The sequence below is a fragment of the Endozoicomonas sp. SESOKO4 genome (genome assembly GCF_024606275.1).
In genome coordinates this window covers 1-6,861 of record NZ_JAHHPS010000141.1, presented here as the reverse complement: position 1 = coordinate 6,861, position 6,861 = coordinate 1, and the positions used below count along the sequence as shown (strand labels likewise).

Genomic DNA, 6,861 nt, shown 5'->3' with positions numbered 1-6,861 from the left:
TCTTTCCCTACCGCTATCACGTCACAGATTTTTTGCCCAGTATGGTATCTGCTTTTGTGAACCGTCAAGCTTCGAGCACTCCTGCAGATTTTACCGCATGGCCCGGGTTGGCCATCTTCCCCAACCACTATCACGTCACAGATTTTTTGCTCGCTGTGGACACTTCTTTTATGTTCCGTCAGACCTTGAGAGCCCTTGCAGGCCATTCCACATGGCCGCGGCTGGCCATCCTCCCCGACCACTGTCAGGTCACAGATTGTTTGCCGAATGCAGCGTTTGCTTTTGCGATCTGACAGAGCTTGTTGGTAATGTGTAGTTTTTCCGGGAGGCGATCCTCCGGGAGGCGATCCTCCGGGGAGCGGTGCTCTGGCAGCAAGACGGTTTTTCCCAGCCATTGGCATATCATCTCTGAGTGGCACGGTAGCGTCAGTTGCATGGTCTGCCTCAGAGCTTATTGCGTCTGAGACGATCCCGTCTGAGGCAATCCAGCAGTCTAAGAGGATCCCGTCTATAGAGTTGCCGCTGTTGGCTGGGTCGCCATCAATGCCGTGGGTCAGTAGCTCAAATAGCAGGTCAGAAGCCGATTGGGGTTGAATGGTAGCAGGAAGATTCAATCTTTCGAACTGTGAACTTTGAGGTGTAACTTCTACAGGATCAACATAACCTATGCAACGAAGACAATGCCCATGCGTCAAATGGCGGCATGAGCTTTCTGAGGAAATCGGCTGCCATTCATTGAGCCCTCTGCCATCCGGTGAGTAGTGGAATTGACAAACGCCATGACAGGGAGAGACGAAACAATTGAAATCCAGGGTATGTTGGTTTTGTTGAGGGCCTTCGTTACCGCCACCAGAGCGGGAATACAGGAAGCTATCGAAACAGGTTGTAGCAACCGGGACATGTTGGCCGAATGAATCTGATGGCGGGTCTTGTTGCTGATGTGGTCGTTGGTTATTTCCAGAGTCAAACATCACAGTGATAATGGCAAACGTTTGATTCTCCTGTGTCAACATGGATGTTGCCTCCTGCTGTGTCATCGGGTTAATCAGCGGTGAATCGCAGTTCCAATAGCATTTTAAAAGCCAAGCGACAGCGATAGCCCATTCTACAGGTATCGATGAATAAGGTTTGGCTTTCAGAGGAAGGGCTTTAGTGGTCAGGATCAGTTCGTAACTCACTCGCAGATGAGTCGCGTAAAACAACTGCCGCGAAATCCGCTCAATAAGGAACGCATTGATCCCCTGAACGTCCGATTTGCGTGGTTTGTCTTCAGGTGGTGAGTCAGATGTTGCGTAGCCGTCAGTGTTGGCAATGACTGACGGGTTGCCCGGCAATATATGCGGATCAAACTTTACAGAATAGCTCTGGTTCGGGTAAATAGCATTCTGTCCACACTCTGCAATAAAACATTCTGGAAACGATTCGCCCTGACAGAGGGCAGACAACAATAATATCAGCAACAGTGCTGTTGCAAAGAGTGACTGTTTAATAGTTCTATCCTTGCATTCTGGTGGTTAGAGAGGAAGGATAGATCAAGATAATCATTGTGTTTTTCTGTCTGAGACCTTCCGTCAAAAATCCATGGAAGCGCTTGTGCACACTTTGATGAGCCCGAGCATTGCGATCACGGGCCATCCTGTTGTCAGATGGATGGCCTCGGGGATCTACTTAAGCGACCAGTGTCATTTAGTAGAAGGCGGGTGTTGTCTCCTACAGAGGTGTAGTTTTTTGCCCCATTCTTTCCACCTTCTCTTATTTAGGGCTGGGTTAGTCTTCTTGAGAGCTGGGGTCATTGTTCTGATCGACATCAACGTGTTTGCGCTTTAGATGCTTGCTTCTGTGCATCGACAGGGCCTCAGCACTTTTGCAGACCACCCCGCCTATCTGCTGCAGACCATGATCTCCGGCCACTTTTACGTAGCAGGTTTTTCGTCCGGAGTGGTGCTTGCTTTTGTGAACTGACAGAGACGGAGTATTCTTAGTGACTTTCCCGCATGGCCGCGGCTGCCCATCCTTCCCGATTACGGTCGCATTACAGATCTGTCGCCCGCTGTGGCTTCTGTTTTTGTGATCCCACAGAACTTTGGCATTCTTGCAGATCTTCCCGCATCGCCGCAGCTGGCCGTCTTCTCCGACTTCGATCAAGTCACAGGTTCGTTGACCTGCGTGTTCTTTTTTTTTGTGATCCGACAGCGTCCTTGTATTTGTGCTGATAGCCCTGCATGGTAGCAGTTGGCGATCCTCTCCGATCACGGAAACGTTGCAGATTTTTGGACCGGAGTGCTCTCTACCTTTGTGAGACGACAGAGACTGGATATTCTTGTAGACTCTGCCACATGGTCGTTGCAGGCCATCTTCCCCGATCACGGTCTTATCACAGATTTTTTGCCTTCTGTGGATTTTTCTTTTGTGAGCCGACAAGGCTTGAACACTCATCCAGGTCTTCTTGCCTGGCCGCGGCTGACCATCCTCCTTGACCACCGTCGCATCATTGGTTAATTGCCCGGTGTTGTGTTCACACGGAGCTTCTGAGCTGTCTGTCTGAGAAAGAGTTTGGCTCTGCGCGAATTGGGATGGTTCAGGGGTTGTTTCTTGTGGTTCTGAAGTCCCAATTTTGGGTGTGGATTGGATATTCGTAGCGAGAATTTCGATCTCCTTGAAATTGCCAGGTGTATTTCGTGGCCCGTTAATGGCCGCAAGATCATCCGCTATGGAAGACCAACAGCTCGGCGTTGGCACACCATCGTTGAGAGAAGCTTCAGGGGCAGGCGTTGAGCATCTGACGTTTACAAGATCAAAATAATCTATGCAACCAAGACAATGTCCACGGGTAAGATGGGGGCATGAGCTTTCGAACGAACTCAGCGGCCATTCATCTAGCCCTGTGCTATGGAGTGATGGTCGGAGTTGGCAAACGCCATGACAGGGATGGACGAAACAATATAAATCCAAAGTATGCGAGTATTGCTGAGGGTTCTTGTTGCCGTCGTCAAAATCAGAATACGATGGACCATTGAAAAAGCCTGTAGGTTGAGCGTTGGCATCCGCGGCGTGCTGCCCGGATGATACTGATGACTGGTATGGTTGTTGGTTATTTCCAGAGCCAGCAGGCACCATAATGATGGCCGCAAACGTGTGATCCCACTGTGTCAGCATAGATGTTGCTTCTCGTTGCTCCATCGAGTTAAACATCAGTGAGTCGGGGTTCCAATAGCTTTTCAGAAGCCAACCGACAATGAAAACCACTTCTCCAGGTAGCCATGAATAAAGGGTAGAGCTTAAAGCGTTATCTTTGGCGGTGAGGATCAGTTCGTAATCAAAGAGCAGATGGGTGGTGTAAAGCCATTGCCACGAAATCGACTTGATAACGGTCGTTTTTACCCCGTAACTGCCAGATCTGTGTGGTTTGTCATCAGGCGGAAAACCTGATAGTCCATAGCTGTTTGTGTCAGTAATGACTGACGGGCTGCCCGCTAATGGATGCAGGTCACTCTTTATAGAAAAGCTCTGGTTTGGAAATACCGCATTTTGCTCAAGCTTGACAATATAACGTTCCGTCAAGGGTTGGGCCTGAGTGACGACAGACAGCCACAGTAGTAGCAATAGCGGTGCCGCAAAGAGTGAGTGTTTAATCGTTTTATCACTGCGTTCTGGTTGATAGAGAGGAATGATAGATCAAGAGAATAAGCGTGTTTTCTGTCAAAGATCCGACAGGGCCTGGGCATTCATGACAACCTTCCCGCATGACCGCAGCTGGCCACCCTCTCCGACTACTGTTACAACACAGGTTTTTTGCCCGCTGTGAACTTTGCATTTGTGATCAGACAGGGCTTTAAGATTGTTGTAAAAACAAAAGTTGCGAAAGGCAAAAAACCATTGAAGTATGGGTGTCAGATCAAGGGCCGAGGTCATCGTTCTGGTCCAGATCAGCATTTTTGCTTTTTCGATGTCTACCTTTGTGATCTGACAGGGCTTTAAGATTCTTGCAGATCTTTCCACATGGCCGCTGCTGGCCATCCTCACCGACCACTGTTATGTAGCAGGTTTTTTGGCTGCTGTGGACAGTTCTTTTGTGATCCGAAAGGGCATTAACATTCCTGCAGACTGTCCCGCATGACTGATACCGACCATCCTCCCCGACTATCTTAAAGTCACAGGTTCGTTGCCCGCTGTGGTTTTTTCCTTTGTGATCCGAAAGGGCTTTCGCACTCTTGCAGACCGTTCCGCATCGCCGCTGTTGGCAATTCTGTCCAACAACGGTTATTTCACAGGTTCGTTGCCCGCTGTGGACACTTCTTTTATGGTGCGACAGGGCTTGAGAATTCTTGCAGATCTTCCCGCATCGCCGTTGCCGACCATCCTCAATGAACATGGGGACGTCACAGATTCGTTGCGCGGTGTGGTATTTTGTTTTGTGAGACGACAGGGCTTTAGTACTCTTACACAATCTCCCGCATGGCCGCTGCTGGCCATTCCATCCAATCACTAATACGTCACAGGTTTTTGGCCCGGTGTGGTATGCGCTTTTGTGAGTTGACAAGGCTTGAACATTCCTGCAGACCTTTCTGCAGGGTCGCTGCCAACCATCTGCTCCAACTATTGTCACATCGCAGGTTGGTTGCTCCGTGTGGTACTCTCTTTTGTGGTCCGACACGACTTGTATTGTGCCTTTCAGGGAAAGATCAATTGGACTCTTACCTAATTGGGATGATGCAGTGCTTGTTTGGTATGTTTCTGAACATGCAACCTTAGAGGAAATTCCGGATTCTTCGAGAAAATTATTCAGATTAAATGGCTCCCCGGCGGCAGTTGCATAGGCAGCCTGTTTGATTTTTAAAGGATTAAAAGGACTTATGCAACTAAAGCAGTATCCATTAGCCAAATGAGAGCATGAGCTCTCTACGGAATTTAGAGACCATTCATCAGGCTCGCTGATACAGGATGATGATCGTAATTGACAAACGCCACGACAGGGATGGACAAAACAATTTAAACCCAAAGTATGTGAGTGTTGTCGAGGGTTTCCGTTACCGCGGCCAAAGCTGGAATAAAGGGGGGCAGTTAACGAGCCTGCAGGGTGGGTGATTGTTCTTGAAGTTCTCTGGCCTAATGATTCTGATGGCTGGTCTTGTTGTTCTTGTCCAGAACCTACCATCATAGTGATGGTGGCAAACGAGTGACCCCCCTGTAAGCGCATGGGTGTTGTCTCTTTTTGTTCAATCGGATTAAACGACAGTAAATCAGGGTTCCAATGGCTTTTTAAAAGCCAGCAGACGGCGATAACCTCCTCTACAGGTAGCCATGAATATGAGCTGGAGCGTGGAGGGGTGTCTCTGGTGGCAGAGATTAGTTCGCAAGGCACCAGCAGATGAGTGACGTAAAGCCATCGCCATGAAATCGACTCAATAATCGTCGCAGATCTATGTGGTTTGTCGTTAAAGAGTGAATCTGACTCTTGATAGTCGTTTGCGCCGGCAATGTCTGGTAACTCTTCAAGCGTGGTAACAAAAGGTCTTGTCAACGGTTGAGCCTGAGTGATGACAGACAACGTCAATATCAGCAACAGCATTGCCGTAGAGAGTGAGTGTTTAATCTTACTAACCTTGCATTCTGGTCTACCAAGAGGAAGGGTAGAGCAAGAAAATAAATGTATTTTCGGCCACAGACCTTCTGTTAAATACCAAAGTTTGCACAAGGCAAAACCCCATGAAAGGGCGCGTGTCAGACCAACGACTGAGCTCACCGCTTTAGTCCAGATCAACAGGTTTGCGTTTTCGATGCACTCTTTTGTGATCTGACAGGGCTTTAAGGTTCTTGCTGATCTTCCCACATGGCCGTTGCTGGCCATCCTTCCCGACGACTGTCAGGTAGCAGATTTGTCGCTTGCCGTGGGCGCTTCTTTTGTGATTCGACAGGACTTGTATATTCCTGCAGAGCATCCCGCATGGCCGCGGCTGACCATCCTTGTCGACCACGTTCATGTCACAGGTTTGTTGTCCGCTGTGGTCTCTTTTTTTGTGATTGAACAGGGCATTAGTATTCTTGCAGACTGCACCACATGGCCGCTGCCGACCATCCCCCGCGATCATTGTTATGTCACAGATTTTTTGCCCGGTGTGATATAAGCTTTTGTGAACCGAAAGGGCTTTGACATTTTTGCAGATTTTGCCGCATGACTGCTGCTCACCATTCTTCCCGATCATGGGCATGTCACAGGTTTTTTGCCCGGTATGTTTTCTTTTTTTGTGATTCGAAAGAGCATTTGTATTCTTGCAGACAGTCCCACATGGGTACTGCTGGCCATCTTCCCCGATCACTGTTACGTCACAGGTTTTTTGCCCGGTATGATATGCGCTTTTGTGAACTGACATGGCTTTGGCGTTCTTACTGGTTTTACCGCACGACTGTTGCTGACCGTTCTTCCCGACCACTATAGCGTCACAGGTTTTTTGTCCGGTGTGCTTTATTTTTTTGTGATCCCTTAGGGCAGCAGCATTCTTGCAGACTATCCCACACGGATGCTGTCGGCCATCATCCCCAACTATTTTCACGCCGCAGGTTGATTGCTCAGTGTGGTATTCGCTTTTGCGATCAGACAGGGCTTGTGTTGTGCCTTTCCGGACGGGATGAGCTTGGCTTTGACCCAATTGGGATGATGCAGTGGGTGTTTGCTGTGTTTCTGAATGGGTAAGCATAGAGGATGTACCAGATTCTCCTGGAAAGCTATGTAGATTGAGTGGTTCGTAATGGGTATTTTTATAGACGACTTGTGTAATGTTTAAAGAATCAAAATGACCTATGCAACTAAAGCAGATACCATACTGGGCAAAAAATCTGTGACGTGATAGCGGTAGGGAAAGA

The 6,861-nt window shown here is 48.6% G+C and carries 5 protein-coding genes; all 5 read right to left on the bottom strand.

What is annotated here, in order from left to right; translation table 11 throughout:
* A partial coding sequence (locus KDK16_RS02700; protein ID WP_257274558.1) for a hypothetical protein occupies positions 1 to 1,460 on the bottom strand: 1,460 nt, incomplete at its 3' end.
* A 307-nt stretch (positions 1,461 to 1,767) separates the two neighbouring features.
* A complete protein-coding gene (locus tag KDK16_RS02695; RefSeq protein ID WP_257274557.1) occupies positions 1,768 to 3,561 on the bottom strand; it encodes a hypothetical protein in 1,794 nt (597 codons plus the stop codon).
* Positions 3,562 to 3,699: 138 nt separating this feature from the next.
* On the bottom strand, positions 3,700 to 3,912 hold the full coding sequence (locus tag KDK16_RS02690) for a hypothetical protein (protein ID WP_257254509.1): 213 nt from the start codon (positions 3,910 to 3,912) through the stop codon (positions 3,700 to 3,702).
* Positions 3,896 to 5,569, bottom strand: a complete 1,674-nt coding sequence (locus tag KDK16_RS02685) for a hypothetical protein (RefSeq protein WP_257274555.1) — start codon at positions 5,567 to 5,569, stop codon at positions 3,896 to 3,898. The genes KDK16_RS02690 and KDK16_RS02685 overlap by 17 nt, the downstream gene beginning before the upstream one ends.
* Before the next feature lie 178 nt (positions 5,570 to 5,747).
* Positions 5,748 to 6,861, bottom strand: a 1,114-nt coding sequence (locus KDK16_RS02680) for a hypothetical protein (protein WP_257274553.1), incomplete at its 5' end; no start/stop codon positions are given.